This window comes from Winogradskyella helgolandensis (genome assembly GCF_013404085.1).
GTDB lineage: Bacteria > Bacteroidota > Bacteroidia > Flavobacteriales > Flavobacteriaceae > Winogradskyella > Winogradskyella helgolandensis.
Genome location: NZ_JABFHO010000001.1, coordinates 3,590,895 through 3,605,869 on the forward strand (window position 1 = coordinate 3,590,895; position 14,975 = coordinate 3,605,869).

The 14,975-nt window shown below is 32.4% G+C and carries 14 protein-coding genes; 11 read left to right on the forward strand and 3 right to left on the reverse strand.

Annotated features, from left to right (window positions below):
* Positions 1-118 precede the first annotated feature (118 nt).
* Both HM992_RS15225 and HM992_RS15230 read left to right on the forward strand, forming a co-directional pair.
* The gene (locus tag HM992_RS15225) at positions 119-568 is read left to right on the forward strand and encodes an SRPBCC family protein (protein ID WP_178984260.1); all 450 of its coding nucleotides are present in this window, start codon (positions 119-121) and stop codon (positions 566-568) included.
* A 45-nt stretch (positions 569-613) separates the two neighbouring features.
* Positions 614-853 carry a hypothetical protein gene (locus HM992_RS15230; RefSeq protein ID WP_179320275.1) on the forward strand — a complete coding sequence of 80 codons (240 nt, stop codon included), beginning with the start codon at positions 614-616 and terminating at the stop codon, positions 851-853.
* A gap of 85 nt (positions 854-938) precedes the next feature.
* On the opposite strand, the gene HM992_RS15235 is transcribed toward HM992_RS15230, so the two are convergent.
* Positions 939-2,141 (reverse strand): lycopene cyclase family protein, encoded by a 1,203-nt coding sequence (locus HM992_RS15235; protein WP_229720509.1) that lies wholly within the window; start codon positions 2,139-2,141, stop codon positions 939-941.
* 194 nt (positions 2,142-2,335) lie between these two features.
* On the opposite strand from HM992_RS15235, the gene HM992_RS15240 reads away from it, so the two are divergent.
* From HM992_RS15240 to HM992_RS15255, 4 genes are all read left to right on the forward strand, one after another.
* The gene (locus tag HM992_RS15240; protein WP_195806631.1) at positions 2,336-2,701 is read left to right on the forward strand and encodes a hypothetical protein; all 366 of its coding nucleotides are present in this window, start codon (positions 2,336-2,338) and stop codon (positions 2,699-2,701) included.
* A gap of 123 nt (positions 2,702-2,824) precedes the next feature.
* On the forward strand, positions 2,825-4,015 hold the full coding sequence (locus tag HM992_RS15245; protein WP_179320276.1) for a hypothetical protein: 1,191 nt from the start codon (positions 2,825-2,827) through the stop codon (positions 4,013-4,015).
* A 157-nt stretch (positions 4,016-4,172) separates the two neighbouring features.
* A complete protein-coding gene (locus HM992_RS15250) occupies positions 4,173-4,649 on the forward strand; it encodes an SRPBCC family protein (RefSeq protein ID WP_179320277.1) in 477 nt (158 codons plus the stop codon).
* A gap of 136 nt (positions 4,650-4,785) precedes the next feature.
* The gene (locus HM992_RS15255; protein ID WP_179320278.1) at positions 4,786-5,505 is read left to right on the forward strand and encodes a hypothetical protein; all 720 of its coding nucleotides are present in this window, start codon (positions 4,786-4,788) and stop codon (positions 5,503-5,505) included.
* A 612-nt stretch (positions 5,506-6,117) separates the two neighbouring features.
* On the opposite strand, the gene HM992_RS15260 is transcribed toward HM992_RS15255, so the two are convergent.
* Both HM992_RS15260 and HM992_RS15265 read right to left on the reverse strand, forming a co-directional pair.
* Positions 6,118-7,002 carry a patatin-like phospholipase family protein gene (locus HM992_RS15260; protein ID WP_178984255.1) on the reverse strand — a complete coding sequence of 295 codons (885 nt, stop codon included), beginning with the start codon at positions 7,000-7,002 and terminating at the stop codon, positions 6,118-6,120.
* Positions 7,002-8,981 (reverse strand): M1 family metallopeptidase, encoded by a 1,980-nt coding sequence (locus tag HM992_RS15265; protein WP_179320279.1) that lies wholly within the window; start codon positions 8,979-8,981, stop codon positions 7,002-7,004. Before HM992_RS15265 ends, HM992_RS15260 begins: the two co-directional genes overlap by 1 nt.
* Positions 8,982-9,347: 366 nt before the next feature.
* On the opposite strand from HM992_RS15265, the gene HM992_RS15270 reads away from it, so the two are divergent.
* The 5 genes from HM992_RS15270 (at position 9,348) to HM992_RS15290 (ending at position 14,840) form a co-directional block, all read left to right on the forward strand.
* Complete coding sequence (locus tag HM992_RS15270) at positions 9,348-9,944, forward strand: acyltransferase (RefSeq protein ID WP_179320280.1); 597 nt, start codon at positions 9,348-9,350, stop codon at positions 9,942-9,944.
* Positions 9,945-10,115: 171 nt separating this feature from the next.
* Positions 10,116-10,364 carry an acyl carrier protein gene (locus tag HM992_RS15275; RefSeq protein WP_178984252.1) on the forward strand — a complete coding sequence of 83 codons (249 nt, stop codon included), beginning with the start codon at positions 10,116-10,118 and terminating at the stop codon, positions 10,362-10,364.
* A 24-nt stretch (positions 10,365-10,388) separates the two neighbouring features.
* Positions 10,389-12,365: an asparagine synthase (glutamine-hydrolyzing) gene (gene asnB, locus HM992_RS15280; RefSeq protein ID WP_179320281.1), complete on the forward strand. Its 1,977-nt coding sequence runs from the start codon at positions 10,389-10,391 to the stop codon at positions 12,363-12,365.
* Between the two features lie 22 nt (positions 12,366-12,387).
* Positions 12,388-13,368 carry an NAD(+) synthase gene (gene nadE / locus HM992_RS15285; RefSeq protein ID WP_179320282.1) on the forward strand — a complete coding sequence of 327 codons (981 nt, stop codon included), beginning with the start codon at positions 12,388-12,390 and terminating at the stop codon, positions 13,366-13,368.
* Between the two features lie 11 nt (positions 13,369-13,379).
* Positions 13,380-14,840 (forward strand): class I adenylate-forming enzyme family protein, encoded by a 1,461-nt coding sequence (locus HM992_RS15290; RefSeq protein WP_179320283.1) that lies wholly within the window; start codon positions 13,380-13,382, stop codon positions 14,838-14,840.
* Positions 14,841-14,975: the final 135 nt, after the last annotated feature.

Consider the following 14,975-nt stretch of genomic DNA (forward strand, 5'->3'; position numbering starts at 1 on the left):
TACCTTAATAACAAGTTGTAATATTTTACGATGATTTTAACAATTAAAAATGTCTCACATCGATTAGATTAAAATTATAGGCTACCTTTTTATACTTTTATCAAAATCCCTATAAAGCATGGAGTACACCTCTCAAATATTAATTAAGAAATCCATTTCAGAAGTTATCAAAAAATATAATTCTACTGCCAACTTAAAACATTGGCAAGAAGGATTGGTGAGTACAGAACATATTTCTGGAAATCCTAGTGAGATTGGTGCAAAAATGAAATTAATATTTAGTTTTGGAAAACGTAAAATGGAAGTCATAGAAACGGTTACAAAACAAGAGTTCCCAAATGAGTTACACGTTACTTATACTTCAAATGGTGTTCGTAATATTCAAGAGAACTATTTTAAAGTTATAGAAAACGACGCTACTCAATGGGTTTCTAAAACAGAATGTCAGCCTACAAGTTTTAAAATGAGCTTAATGTTATTTCTAATGCCTAGTGTGTTTAAGAAACAGACCGAAATTTATATGAGTAATTTTAAAAATTTTGTTGAACAAGGCACTTCTATTAGTTAACCTCACACCAACTCAACTTTATACAAAGATAACAAGATTGAAGCCATGCGAAAGTTAAAATTGATTTGGGATTTTAAAGGTCCTGCCGGACAAAAAACAGCGGAACACCACCTTATACATTTAAAGGAATACATTGAAATGAACAACTTAGCCATCACAATTACGGGTGTCGAAACGTTAAGTGATATGCACAGCTTGGCTTTTTTAGTTGTTGATGAAGCTGACATGAAACCCATTAGAGACCGTTTAAAACCTCATAGAGGGCAGGTTTATTCTGGCACTTAGAATAACTCATGTAAAGCTGCTATGGTGCAAAGAAAAAAATGCTGCACGTCCTAATTATATGGCACAACGGTTTTTACAATTTGAATTAGAATAGCCGTTTAAAAAATGCTTGAATAAATCGTTTTGGAGGTACCGACAAAATTATTTTCAAATCTTCTAATAACGTAGAGTCCTCATCTAAAAACCTGAATATGGTTTTGATATCTGCCTTTCTAAACATGGAAGCAAAAAGTGCCGCACCTTCATTATTATGATGAGCCAAAACATCTAAAAATATTAAATCGTAAAATCTATATTTTGTGCGTTTATCAAAGGTAGATAAGTCATCCTCTTTCTTTAAAAAAGCAACGACTTCTTTTGTCTTTTTAGCAGTATTCATAAAGGTATAACCCGTACTGGCTTTTGTCCAACCTCCTGCTGTTCCGATATTTAAAATGTGTTCAGAATTTAAATCGTTAAACTTAAAAGACGTCATAGGAATATTACCATTTTCCTTTTCAATAATTTCGTAATCTACTATACCTTTATTTCTTAGGTAATCCTCAATAGCCTTTTCATAATCAGAATATTTCAACAATTCTTTCGAAAACAACGTATATTCAAATAAGGCTGTTTTTTTATCTATGGGTAAAATATACATAAAACGCGTGTTTCCGTTTTGTGGTACCGAAAAATCCATAATTGTGGCTGCAGAATCATCAAACGAATCGACTTTTGTCTTCACAAACCAACCCACAAAATGCTGATGTATTAAAGGGTACTTGTTTTGTGATTTATAAAACTCAAGATTTGGCAAACTATTAAAGAGCTTTGCCCCAAAATAAGTGTCCGTTTTTGTGGCTACTTCTACACCCGATTTTAATTCTGTAAAACTATCGACTACGGCTTCAATAAAACTAAAATTAGATTTAGAATTTACGCTAGTCCAAAGCGACTTATAAAAAGCGTCACTTCTGATCATTTTGTATTGAAATGGAGAAATAGGAATGATTTTAGAAAACGATTGACTACCAAAAAAAACACTAGACCAAGTTTTAGTTAAGTATGCATCCCATTCACCTACTCCATTTTCCCAATAGCACCACGTTCTGTCATTGCCTTTATCTTGTGTTTGGTCTATAATTAAAATAGATTTATCATTAAAAAAGGGATCTTGCGACATCCGGTATGCCAGCAATAATCCTGAAGCTCCTGCTCCTAATATGATGTAATCGTATGTAATCACAGTGGTCATTAATTTTAAAAGCAAAAGTAAATCATTTTGTTTGGTTACATGATTCCTACGCATAGGTTGTGACAAAAATTAACGAATTGACTCTATATAATAATTCAACACGCTTCATTTAGTGTTTGTTATAAAAACCTATCTTTACAATACAACATCACTTCATACTTATAATAACCTGTTTTAATTACAGGGTATAAGTAATAAATGTTACGCTATAACGAGTTGGCTGCAATTTGAGAAACACCAGAATTGAAATGAATATTTGGAAACCAATAACCGAAAAAGAACTCTATTCTGAAATTTGGAAAACTGAATCTGAATTAGAAGAAAAGCATCTGAATTTTTGGAATTTAATAAACATAAGTCCTGAAAAATGGAGCGAACCAACTTTCGGTAATGAAGGTGGTGGATTTTGGGTTGTTGCGATTTGTGGTCGGAAAATAATTTGGTTTAATGATATTGAGGAAGGATTTAATATTTCTAACTATACTGAATACGGAAAAATAAACGAATATTACTGCAACCAAGATGAATTGAATATTGCGGTTTTGAGACTATTTGAATTAATAAATTTTGGTGGAGAAATTAACGGACAAGCTGAACCACCAATGAAACTATAAAAACGGCATACAACACAGTATAAAATAATTGCGGTTTAGTGCTTAATCAAAGGGCGTTGCTTGTTTGCATGCGAGGATTTTTTTACACAAACGTTGTACGCAATGTTGGAAATCAGATTAAAAATGATGAAAAAACTTTTAATAATATTTCTTTTACCACTTTTTGGCTATTCTCAAAATTCTGAAATTAAACCATATATCGATTTTTTAGAAAAAGCAGAAAAGAAATCTGCTAAAGATTACATCGTGGAACAGTTTAAAGAACACGACATTGTAATTCTTTGCGAAAGAGACCACAGTGAAATTTCACAATACGAATTGATAAAAGAAATTTTATCTGACAATTATTTTAAAGAAAATGTAAAAAACGTATTCACGGAAATTGGAGTTATTAATCTTCAACCCGAAATAACCGAATTTCTAAAGTCACGTGATTTGGATAGTATTTATGTAGAAAAAAAACTTAATGAATTTCAACAAAATTCTGAAATGTATCCTATTTGGGAAAGATACAGTTATCACTATTTCTTAAGAACTATATATGATATTAACAATAAATCTAATAATCAAATCTCACTTTACCCTTCCGGTTCTGAATTTGACTGGAAGAAAGTAAAAACTGTAGAAGACTACACAAAAGAATATGAAATTGAAATTGAGCCAAGAGATAGTTTAATAGCTCATAACATTATTAACCAATACAAAAAAATAAAATCCGGAAATAATAAAAAAGCCCTAATCATCTTAAATATTAGACACGCTTATAAAATACATACCATTACACCCAGCGATGAAATTGTACAAAACGCAGGAAAATACCTATCCGACTATTTTGGAGATAGAGCTGTAAGCATTTTATCCAATCGTCCAATTTTTTACAGAAATGGAAAAGATTGGGAATACAAACTCATTCAAAATGGAAAATGGGATGCTTCTTTCAAATATTTGAAAATCGAGGACATTGGTTTCGACTTAAACAATTCGATTTTCGGAAACGATATTTTCGATTTACAACAAACTAAAAATGAGCTGAATTACAAAAATGTATTTGATGGTTTTGTGTTTTATGAAAACATAGAAAAACACGATTTAATAGACTACTACAATGGTCTGATTTCGAAAGATTTTGAAAAAGAATTCTTTAGAAGACTTATAATTCAATTAGGATATTTTGAGAATAGTTCAATGTTAGAAAAACTTAAAGATGAAAGTTTTAGAGAAAAATTACTAACTGAATGTAACACAAAAAGAATAAGAAAGTATCGAAATTTTGAATTTTTAATTGAAAGCAGAGATAAATATTTAAATGAATAAAATACTGCGTACAATACCGTGCATAATTATTTGCTATGTTCCTCTCTACTTGCGAATACTCCTGCGGAATATTCACGGATTCGTAAATGTTTGCTAACTTAGTTGCTTAACCACGCAACTAACCATACACAACAACGTTACCATACATACCCAAACAATGCCGAGAATTGAACTTCAAACTGAAATAAAAGCCGATAGAAATATAGTATTTGACCTTTCGCGAAGTATCGATTTACATAAAATTTCGACTGAACACACGAATGAAGAGGCAATCGCTGGAAAAACAGGCGGATTAATCGGAATGAACGAAAGCGTAACGTGGAGAGCAAAACACTTTGGAATTTATCAAAATCTGACTTCCAAAATCACGGAATATGACCGACCAAAATACTTTACGGACGAAATGGTAAAAGGAGCTTTCAAAAAATTCAAACACGAACACCACTTTGCGGAATTGAATGGCGGAACTTTGATGACCGACTTTTTTGATTATCAATCACCTTTTGGAATTGTAGGTAAAATAGCTGACAAGCTGTTTCTCAAAAAATATATGACTGAATTACTAACTGAACGGAATCGAATTGTAAAGCAGTTTGCGGAATCTGAAAGGTGGAAAGAAGTAATAACTGAATAAAGTACGTATGGTAACACCGTGTATAATTAATTGCTTTGGCAAGTGCTTATTTGGAAAATTCCTTCGGAATATTCACGGGTTCGTAAATGTTTACTAACTTAGTTGCTAAACCATATACAAACACGTTTCCCAACATTTGAGAAAAACATACAAACTACATCATAAACTTCTAAAAGTTCTTTTAAAGGAAAATCTGATTTTTATAATCGGAATGATAATTATTACGCTGACTTTACAATATTTTAAAAGTTCTGGAGACTTAGCGTTTGATATCCTCTTTCTGAAAATTCTGGTCGGAATTGTATTTGTTTTTAATCTTCCAGCTATTTTACTCTTAATTAATTATTATTACCACAATAAAAAATTGACATTGTATATAGACAAAGAATCTGACGTAATACAAATAAATAAAAAAGGTATTTCAACTAAACACAAACTTTCAGACATTGAATCATCAATTTACAATGTTGGAATTTATTACAAAAACAAAATTGATAGAAATGGTAGATGGTCAGCTATGCATTCTGACTTTGGATATTGGGATTTAAAGTTTGAGAATGGAGACAGATATTACATTTCGAATTTATTAATTGACTTTTTACACGAACATGCCTTTATAAAAAAAACAAAATATAGATTTAGATTTTTTCCTTTTATTGATAAATCTGAATCAAAAATAGGGATTACGTTAAAACAAAAACGAACTAAAGAAAAAACACTAACAGAAAAATTTATCGGGCAATTTAAATCAAAAAACGAAAAGCAATTACTCGAAATCATTAACAATAAAAATAGCTATCAGAAAGAGGCCGTTAAGGCTGCTACAATAATTCTAAAAAACAAAAACGTTGGGTAACAAAGTAATGTGGTAAAAAAAAATAAAGCAAATTTGTAAGCTCCAAAGCCTTATAAATATTTCAAAACCGCAATACCCACAAGGTCTTTAGCATTTAAAACATGCAAAGCCACAGCAAACGATTATGAAAATGTGTAAACCTGTAGCTCATATAAAAGGAGCCAAAGCAGATCTAAACACTTTATTCACTGCTGCACAATGTTCAAATTCATGGACATTTTAACGCACGCGTTGCATACTAGCCATAACCTTTACCGCTATTCTAATAAATCCACCACCCGCTTTTCATGCAATCGGTTTTCCATTCAAATAATAAAAATTAATACCATCTAGCGTCCCTAATAAAGGGATAATTCCGGTCTGTTGTGCCATAAAACCACAACTAAGCTAAACACTTATAATACAGCAACATACAAAAATCACAATACAGGTTATAGCGTGGTTATAGCATGCTTATAATATGCTTAAAACAAGCTTATAGCATGTCAGAAGACATTAAGAGAGAGGTAACACTAATAATTAGAAATAAATAGAGGAGTAATTCGAGCCTATCACCTTAAGAAGTACTGTGATAGAACACAAGCCGATTTTAATTTTTCACATACCAAACTCTTATTTCTCATGCCGCCTTTCAGCATAGTCATAGCCTTCTTGCCACCATTTTTCCATTAAGCGTTTACTAAAAATCAACGAGTTTTCCGTTAAACTTGTAGGTGTATAATATAAATTGAGTTTTACATTTTTATTTCGAGCCGCTAATTTCCCAATGATAATATCATTTTTTTCAACTTGATTTAACAAGTGTCCAAATAAACTAATCATTAAGGAAAACGGATTTTTACCTAGCACCTTCTGTTTCCCTAAAGTTTCAGCTTCTAAAACAATGGCATCAACCTCTGTAGCACCACGCTGAATAGCCTCTCTAATAGGAATTACAGAACCTAAACCACCATCTGCATATTCATAACCATCTACTTTTGCTAAGGACATAAACGGAATATAATTACAGGAAATCCATATCCAATTACAAAATTCCTCATACGAACATTCTTGTATCGATTTATATTCCACACGGTTCATAGACAAATTAGAAACCGTTACCACAACATCGTGTTTCTCCTTTCTTATTTTTACGTACTCCTCATAAGTCACGTGTTTTCTAATATGTCTTCGCAAAGCTTTACTTTCACCAAACGTCCGTTTACGTCTTATAAACTGCCATAAAGAGTTTATAAAATCAATTGATACATATTCTCTATCTCCTTTTTTGTGTTGCACAAAAGGACTGATACTAAAAATATCGTGCTGCTGTACATTGGTAAAAATGTCGTAGAGTTTGCCAATTTCATTAACCGCTAAATGTGGGACTAAAAGACTGCCTGTTGAGGTACCTAAAAACATATCGTAATTATGTTTTTCGCGCTCAATTAAGTATTGTGCTACTCCACCAGCAAACGCTCCTTTACTTCCTCCTCCAGATATTACTAATGCTCGCATTATTCTTTTTTGTTTTCTAATTTTTTGGATAGTTCTTTCGCAAACTTAACCAATCTCCAATTGTGATGTGATTTTGCTGTTTCTAATTCAGCTTGACAATCTTCGTCACACGACTTTATTAAATCTAAATATGTAAAGGCCTTAATTCTTACATCTGCATTATACTTTTCCTTAGTATAACCAACTAATTCATCAAATAATTCTTGTTTATTATCGGCTTCGTAATAAGGTGTACTTAGGTTTAAAACAATCCACAGCATACGCACGTTCTTATCGCTAAAGCCAATTATTTTTCGTGTTTTAGAGAGGTATTTCGAACGCTCTAAAGGAAAATTAACCCAAAGATTGTATAAGGCGTTTTCTATAGTAACGTACGATTTATCATCTAACAAAGATTCATAATCTTCTTTTAAAGCTTCTGGTATTTTAGTGACATGCTCCGAAATAGCTTGTCGTACTTTTAAGTTATTCTTAAACACATCTGACGTTACTAAGGCTGGCACTTGCGAAATCACTTTTACTTTAGCTTCATCGGAAACGTAATATTTAAGATACTCTGCACATTTAGATGTTTTGGCTTCACAGTCCACCATCGCATATTCATTAATAAAGCTTGATTGTCGCTTTAAAATCGCAAAAGCATCATCAAAAGGAAATGCTTTGTTTTTAATCCAATAATTCACGAAGTGTGATAAAGATCGTCCATACAAGTTTTCAACTTCTTGAATAAAATCAGACGTTTCAACATTAGCATATTGATGTTTTTCTAAGTAATTCCGAACTGCTTTCTTAAAGATAACATCTCCTACTTGATCTCTTAACGCATGTAAAACCCATGCTCCACGCTGATAAAACGTTAAACTACTTGATTTTGGATCTAAAAGCGATGTTCCATTTCCAGACAGATCTTGACGACTTAATTCTAGTACAGACTCTAAGAGCTTAAAGTAAAAATAATCATCACCAAAAATATCGCGTTCAGCCAAAAGTGCATAGTACGTAGCAAAACCTTCTTGCAACCAATGATGCTCACCAGATTTTGCTGTCACCAAATCTCCAAACCACTGATGTGCTAGCTCGTGCGCATTAACATTTACATAGTTTTTATCATTAAAGCCAATATCATCAACCATAAACGCATCTGAGAAAATAGTAAGACTCGTGTTTTCCATACCTGCATATAGAAAATCATGAACAGGCACCTGCTTGTAATTTTGCCAAGGATACGCAAACCCAATTTCTTCTTCTAAAAAATCGAACATTTGTTTAGAATACCGATACGTAGGTTCAACTTTTAAAGAATCTTCTGGATAATAGTAATATTCAAGTGGAATTCCGCTTTTTGAGGTTGCTGTTTTTTTGTTGTATTTGCCATAGACTAAAGCTAATAAATAGCTAGACATCGGCTTTTGCATTTGATAAGAAGTCTTTACCGAATTATCTGGCAACGGACTAGTCACAGTATTTAAACCATTTGCGATAAAGCTATATTCAGATTTCTTAACCGTACTTAAATTGAAGATGATTTTATCGTTAGTATCATCTAAACTAGGAAACCAATGGCTTGTATACTTCCCTTGGCCTTGTGTCCAAACCTGTGGCTCATTTTCTCGTTTCAAAAAATATAGCGCTTGTTTGGGCTTTGCCAAATAATTAAAATAGATTGTATAGGACTGATTCTTTTGAAACGGATATTTGAAATAAATCTTATTTTCCACATTGGAATAATCTAATTTCTGAGTATTAGAATCACCTACTCTTATCTCAACATTTTCGAATGTCATATTCACAGCATCTAAAAAAATAGAGTCTGTTGATTTAGTAATATTGAGATTATACCAAACATTACCTTTTACGATTGAAGAATCTATAACAATATTAAGCATTCCATTCGCCCTTATAAAATCCACATAATCAGTCTTCTGAGCATATGCTAAACCCGAAATAAAAACACAAAACGCAATAAAAATTTTCTTCATAAAATAGAACTAAACAAGAATAAGACCAAAATACGATAAATTGTCATCCCTACGAAGGCTGAATTCCACAAACTATGCTATTATGAATAGATTTCTGCATTTTCAAAAATGAATTAAATTCCGAATTTATTAGTATCAATACTTAAAATCAATCGATTATATTTTTAAACGTAGTCCAAATCATGCAGAATTACAATATTCACAATTCAATAGACACAATGATTTATAAATCGTGTTTTATTAGTATAAAAAATCATTTATCTTACAACTGATGAATATCATAATTAGCATTAATTTTATACGTATCTTTGTTAAATTACATTTTTTAAACACCTACACACCAGCCCATTAAGAAAACGCAAGCCAATGAATGCAAACCCCTTTGAAATTGGATATTATGAGGATACTGAGTTAAAGTCACTTGGATTTAAGTCTTTGGGAATCAATGTTAAAATAGCTAAAAACTGTTTAATTGTTGGCATTCCTAATATATCAATTGGCAATAATGTTATTATTGATTCATTTTGCTCAATCATTGCACCAGGAGATGGTTATTTAAATATTGGTTCTTATGTACACATAGCGTCTTATTGCCACCTACTTGCTTCTGATGGTATTGACTTAATGGATTTTAGCGGATTATCTCAAGGCGTTAAAATTTACAGTAAAACTGATGATTATTCGGGTAACTCATTAACCAATCCAACCATTCCTAACACCTATAAAACTATGAAAAAAGGTAGGGTCAAACTTGGCAAACACACCATTATTGGTGCAGGATGCGTTATACTTCCTAATGTAGTTATAGGAGAAGGTACATCTGTTGGAGCGCTGTCACTTGTAGGTTCAAATCTAGATTCATGGACTATTTATTTTGGAAACCCATTAAAAAAACTAGCAAGACGTTCTAAAAAGTTATTAGAGAAAAAGCAGGAATTCCTAGATCAATTAAAACATAAATAAGAATTAACTTTTATGGATTAAACTTAGAAATTATTAAGTAACTAATTTATGAACAATAATTTGCAATAACTTATCGACAGATTCCAATCCTAATTATAGGAAAAACAATAAGTTTACGCCTCACAATTCTTATCTACTTAGTTCAACTCAACAGATAACATTACTATTATAATGCACATAGAAACAGACACAAAAACGAAAATAAAAAATTACATTATCGAATCTACTTTTGATGATGTAGAAAAAATAAAAGACGATACGCTTATTTTTGAAGAAGGCATCCTCGACTCAATGGGTTTACTGTTTTTAATTGAATTCTTACAGGAAGAATTCAACCTAACAACGAGTGATGAAGAACTTGTTGTCGAAAATTTTCAATCTATAAACAGTATTATAGCCTTCATTGAGAGTAAAATGTAATTTTTAACTTTTTATTCAATAATTATGTGTGGGATTTCAGGCTTTTTCAATTTTAATACAAGCACAGATAATAAAATCACCACTTTAAGGCAAATGCTTACTCGTATTAAGCATAGAGGACCAGATGAAAGTGGGATTTATGCATCTAACACTATTGGTCTCGGTAGTGTACGGCTTAGTATTGTTGATTTAGCCACAGGCACAATGCCACTCTCTAATTCTGATGATTCTTTATGGATTGTCTTTAATGGTGAGATATTTAATCATATCGAGTTAAGAGAAGAATTACTAGCAAAAAACCACAGCTTTAAAACCCATAGCGACACTGAAGTTATTGTTCATCTCTATGAAGAATATGGGCCAGAGTTTCTAAGCAAATTAAATGGTCAGTTTGCTATTGCTATTTGGGATAAAAACAAACAAGAATTATTTTTAGCCAGAGATCGCGTTGGTATTAGACCTTTATTTTACACCACAATTAACGACACGTTTGTTTTTGCTTCTGAAATTAAATCGTTTTTAGAATTTCCGGAATTCAATCCAAAGATATCTGCAAAAGCACTTTCTGAATATTTTACGCTTTGGACCACACTATCTTCCAATACTGTATTTGATAACGTTTTTGAATTGCCACCAGGATCCTACATGACCATTAATACGCAATCTAAAACCATAAAGACCTATTGGGAATTACCAATTACCAAACCGAATGCATATCAATTCAACACTGTAGAAGAAGCTTCCGAAGCCTTTGAGTCTATTTTTACTGATGCTGTAAAATTAAGACTAAGAGCAGACGTACAAGTCGCTGCTTACTTAAGCGGAGGCTTAGACTCTAGCATTACCACCTCTTATATAAAAAAGATCTTACCAGATAACCTGAGAACTTTCTCTATTGGTTTCACAGAAAAAGATTTTGACGAATCATCGTTTCAAAATATAGCAAGAGATTATTTCAATACGCAACACTCTAGTATTACCTGTGGTCCAAAAGATATTTCAGATAATTTTAAAGATGTTGTATGGCATTCAGAAGCTCCTTTATTGCGCACAGCTCCAACTCCAATGGGTATTTTAGCCAAAAGTGTACATGACCACAACATTAAAGTCGTTATAACAGGCGAAGGTGCTGATGAACTTTTTGGTGGTTACAATATTTTTAAAGAAACAAAGATCAAGCATTTTTGGGCAAAGGACCCACAATCTAAATACCGTCCGTTATTGCTTAAAAAACTTTATCCTTACATTCCACAAATAAGCAAGGCGAATAACACGGTATTAAAAATGTTTTTTGGTTATAAATTGAATGAAACTGAATCTCCAATTTATTCTCATTTATTGAGATGGAATAACACATCGCGCCTCACGAATTTTCTTTCTAAAGATTATAAAGACGCCATTCATAATTACAATCCTATCGCCGAAATAGAAAAACAATTAGAAACGAAGCTCAAAGACTACGACTACCTCACTAAAGCGCAATGGATTGAATTAAATTTCTTTATGTCAAAATATCTATTATCTTCTCAAGGCGACAGAATGGCAATGGCAAATTCTATTGAAGGGCGCTACCCCTTTTTAGATCATAGAATTATTGAATTTTCTATGAAATTAAATCCAGATTTAAAATTAAATGGCTTAAATGAAAAATACCTACTAAAGAAAATCATGAAAGGCAGATTACCAGAGTCCATTCTAAACAGATCAAAACAAGCTTACAGAGCACCTATTCAAAGTGCGTTCTTTTCTGAAGATATGCCTCCTTATTTAAACACGATGCTCTCAGAAGAAAAGATTACCGAATTTGGAATTTTTAATACAGCATATGTCAACCAACTAAAAAAGAAGATGAAATTAAACAAACAGGTTTCTGAAATTGATAATATGGCGATTACCGCGATTTTATCGACTCAAATTTTATACGACCTGTTTATTAATAAAGCAATACCAGAACTACAAGAAAATGACCTTGTAGTGCTAAATAAAACAATAATAGACTAATCATCTAGCAAAAGAATTAATTATGAATACAACACGTAAACCTTTTTCAAAAGATATATTACACATTGAAAACATTGAAACTGTTTGCAATGAGATCATTTCAAAATTAAAAACTGATGTCGCAAAAAAATTACAACGTCGCGGAGCAGTTATTGGTATCAGCGGAGGCATTGACTCTTCAGTTTGCATGGCATTATCAGCCAAAGCTTTTGGTCCTAAAAAAGTGACTGCAATCATGCTTCCTGAGCAAGATTCTAGTGACGACAGCCGAATACTAGCTGAAAAATTAGCCGCAAAATTCGATGTCACAGATACAATAGTTGAAGACATCACCAAAGCCTTAGATGGTTTTGGATGCTACCAAAGAAGAGACGACGCTATAGGAAGAGTAATAACCAATTTTGATCCATTAGTAGACAAAGCAAAAATTGAAATTAAACAAGATGCTGCATCCAACCTACCTCCTGCTTTTTCAGTTACCGTCATAAAACCAAACGGAGATATCATAAGTAAATTATTACCCGTAAAAGAATACCTTCAAATTGTGGCCTCTACCAATTTTAAACAACGTAGCAGAATGAGCATGCTTTACTATCACGCGGAACGCTTGCATTATGCTGTTATTGGCACACCAAACAAACATGAAGTTGAGCAAGGCTTTTTCGTAAAACATGGTGATGGAGGTGCAGACGTGATGCCTATTGGTCATTTATACAAAACACAAGTTTATCAATTAGCAAGCCATTTAGGCGTTCCTCAAGAAATTATTGACCGAACACCAACAACAGACACCTATACTGCAGAACAAACCCAAGAAGATTTCTTTTACCAAATGCCTTTTGAGCAAATGGATCTCATCTGGTATGGTTGGGAAAATAACTATCCGGCTGATGAAGTTGCAAGAGTTATGGACAGAACTTCTCAAGATATTGAAAACATCTATAAAAATTTTGAACGCAAAAGAAAGACTACAGAATACTTAAGAATGCGCCCAATATTTTAAAGCTTTTATCTATGAACGTTTTTGACCATCTTTTTGACACCTCTAAACATCTTGAAAAGGATTTCCTATTAGGTTCGAAAGAAACTGTTTCATTCGAAAAAATCTATAGTGAGAGCTTAAAAATAGCGTCGTATTTAAAAGCAACGGTAGATCAAAATCAACATATTACGTTAATTAGCCCAAATTCAGCATTCTTTATAACGACTTACTTAGGAATTCTAAAATCTGGAAATATTTGTGTCCCTCTTAATTTCGCGATAGAACAAGGGAATTTAGATTACATCCTCAATACTACAGAAAGTGCAACAGTTTTTATCTCTAAGCCTTTAAAGCGCAAATTAAAATTTAACACAAATATTCATTTAATTGATGAAGATGAATCTTTAGAAATCATAGCGAATCAAGCTATCGTTGACATTGATTTAGATTTTGATAGTAATCGTGTTGCTGAAATCATTTTCACCTCAGGTTCTACGGGAGAACCTAAAGGCGTTATGATTAGCCATCAAAACATTATAGCCAATACAGATGCCATTATTTCGTATTTAAAATTGACATCAAATGACGTGATGTGCGTTGTATTACCGTTCTTTTATTGCTATGGCTTATCGTTATTACACACACATCTTAAAGTTGGAGGATCGCTAGTACTCAACAATAGCTTTATTTTTCTGGGCTCCATCATCAATGACTTAAAAAACCATAAATGCACAGGATTTGCTGGTGTTCCGAGTCATTTTCAGATCTTATTAAAAAAATCAAAAACCTTTAAAACTGAAGTATTTCCAAATTTGAGATACGTAACGCAAGCCGGAGGAAAATTACACACTGTTTTTATTGATGAGTTTACAGAGGCTTTTCCAACTAAAGAATTTTACGTTATGTATGGCCAAACCGAAGCTACTGCGCGTTTATCCTATTTGCCACCAGAATATATTAAGACAAAAACAAGCTCTATAGGTAAAGCGATTCCAAATGTCGAATTAAAAATAGTAAACAGTAATGGAGAAACCGTTACAATAGATGAAGAAGGCGAGTTATTAGCACGTGGAGAAAACGTTATGTTAGGCTATTTTAAAGATGTTGAAACGACAAACCAAGTTATAAAAAATGGATGGTTACACACAGGTGATTTGGCAAAAATAGACAAAGATGGATTTATCTATTTAGTGGCAAGAAAAAAAGAGATCATAAAAGTTGGCGGAAAACGCGTGAGTCCAAAGGAGATTGAAGACGTTATTTTAGCAATTCCTGAAGTAGAAGACTGTATAATTACAGGTTTTGACGACGAACTTTTAGGTGAAGCAATACTTGCGACAGTAGTTCTCAACAATACTGAAAATAAAGAACATATGACAGATAAAATTCTTAAAGAATGTTCTAAGCACTTGTCACTTTATAAAATACCTCAAAAGATTGTTTTTGACAAAACAATACAATTAAGTGCTACAGGAAAGAAGCGCATTAAATAACATAAGTTAGTTAGAGTCACAAAGCGAACCCACAACTCTAAAGCATATTACAAGATACAAAATAGATTCCTGCCATCGCAGGAATGACAAACCTGAAATTCACCGATCAAAATAAAGTTAAATTCTTCATCCGAT

Excerpts from the sequence above, each read along its gene's own strand:
- asnB (WP_179320281.1), top strand. The coding sequence starts at position 10,389 with ATGTGTGGGATTTCAGGCTTTTTCAATTTTAATACAAGCACAGATAAT.
- HM992_RS15235 (WP_229720509.1), bottom strand. The coding sequence starts at position 2,141 with ATGCGTAGGAATCATGTAACCAAACAAAATGATTTACTTTTGCTTTTA.
- HM992_RS15290 (WP_179320283.1), top strand. The coding sequence starts at position 13,380 with ATGAACGTTTTTGACCATCTTTTTGACACCTCTAAACATCTTGAAAAG.
- HM992_RS15260 (WP_178984255.1), bottom strand. The coding sequence starts at position 7,002 with ATGCGAGCATTAGTAATATCTGGAGGAGGAAGTAAAGGAGCGTTTGCT.
- nadE (WP_179320282.1), top strand. The coding sequence starts at position 12,388 with ATGAATACAACACGTAAACCTTTTTCAAAAGATATATTACACATTGAA.
- HM992_RS15240 (WP_195806631.1), top strand. The coding sequence starts at position 2,336 with ATGAATATTTGGAAACCAATAACCGAAAAAGAACTCTATTCTGAAATT.
- HM992_RS15275 (WP_178984252.1), top strand. The coding sequence starts at position 10,116 with ATGCACATAGAAACAGACACAAAAACGAAAATAAAAAATTACATTATC.
- HM992_RS15245 (WP_179320276.1), top strand. The coding sequence starts at position 2,825 with ATGATGAAAAAACTTTTAATAATATTTCTTTTACCACTTTTTGGCTAT.
- HM992_RS15250 (WP_179320277.1), top strand. The coding sequence starts at position 4,173 with ATGCCGAGAATTGAACTTCAAACTGAAATAAAAGCCGATAGAAATATA.
- HM992_RS15230 (WP_179320275.1), top strand. The coding sequence starts at position 614 with ATGCGAAAGTTAAAATTGATTTGGGATTTTAAAGGTCCTGCCGGACAA.
- HM992_RS15225 (WP_178984260.1), top strand. The coding sequence starts at position 119 with ATGGAGTACACCTCTCAAATATTAATTAAGAAATCCATTTCAGAAGTT.
- HM992_RS15265 (WP_179320279.1), bottom strand. The coding sequence starts at position 8,981 with ATGAAGAAAATTTTTATTGCGTTTTGTGTTTTTATTTCGGGTTTAGCA.
- HM992_RS15270 (WP_179320280.1), top strand. The coding sequence starts at position 9,348 with ATGAATGCAAACCCCTTTGAAATTGGATATTATGAGGATACTGAGTTA.